The 718-nt window shown below is 66.6% G+C and carries 1 pseudogene; it reads right to left on the bottom strand.

Annotated elements, in window-relative coordinates:
- Window positions 1–541 (bottom strand): annotated as a pseudogene (locus ACTVZP_RS22300) (IS5 family transposase); the annotation flags it as partial.
- Window positions 542–718 lie beyond the last annotated feature (177 nt).

Genomic DNA, 718 nt, shown 5'->3' with positions numbered 1-718 from the left:
GTCGCCGGTCACGGTGCCGATTTCCTCATCGTCGGGGATCTGGTCAAGCAGCTCGAGAAGGACAGGGCTGTCGCCGTCGCGGGCTGGGGGTGAATTCGACGGCCCGGATGTCGGAGGTGGCCACATCCATGGCCAGATGCACCTTGCGCCACTGGCGCCGGCCCTGCGCCCCGTGCTTGCGGACCTGCCACTCGCCATCGCCGAGGAACTTGATCCCGGTGCTGTCGACCAGCAGGTTCAGCGGGCCGTCGGCGCGGCGGTACGGGATCCGGACGGCCAGAGACCTCTGCCTCCGGCAGAGGGTGGAATAGTCCGGAACCGGCCAATCCAGTCCGGCCAGGCGCAGGAGGCTGGCGACCATGCCTGCGGTCTGCCTCAGCGGCAGCCGGAACCAGGGCTCCGCCCGTACAGGGCGGAAAACGGTCCTGAGGACCGTTTTCCGGGCGCCCTTCACCCTTGATCGACAGGCGGAACTGGATCGCCGCATCCGAGAACACCGGCGGCCTCCCCGTCTTCCTTGGCGTGGCGCGAGCCAGGCCATCTCCTTGTCCAGCCAGATCAGCAGAGATCCGCGCCTCCGGAGCGCCTGGTTGTAGGTGGACCAGTTCGTCGTGCGATAGCGGCGGCGTACAGGCTTCGTCATGCTACCCGTCTAAAGCGATGAATGCGTGATGGGAATCCTCTCGGGCGGAAGTTCTGCAACAACGCCTCTCGGACA

It is taken from the genome of Rhodobacter sp. NSM (genome assembly GCF_052244495.1).
In the GTDB taxonomy this organism is placed as follows: Bacteria; Pseudomonadota; Alphaproteobacteria; order Rhodobacterales; family Rhodobacteraceae; genus Cereibacter_A.
This window is presented reverse-complemented; position numbering and strand designations above follow the sequence as displayed.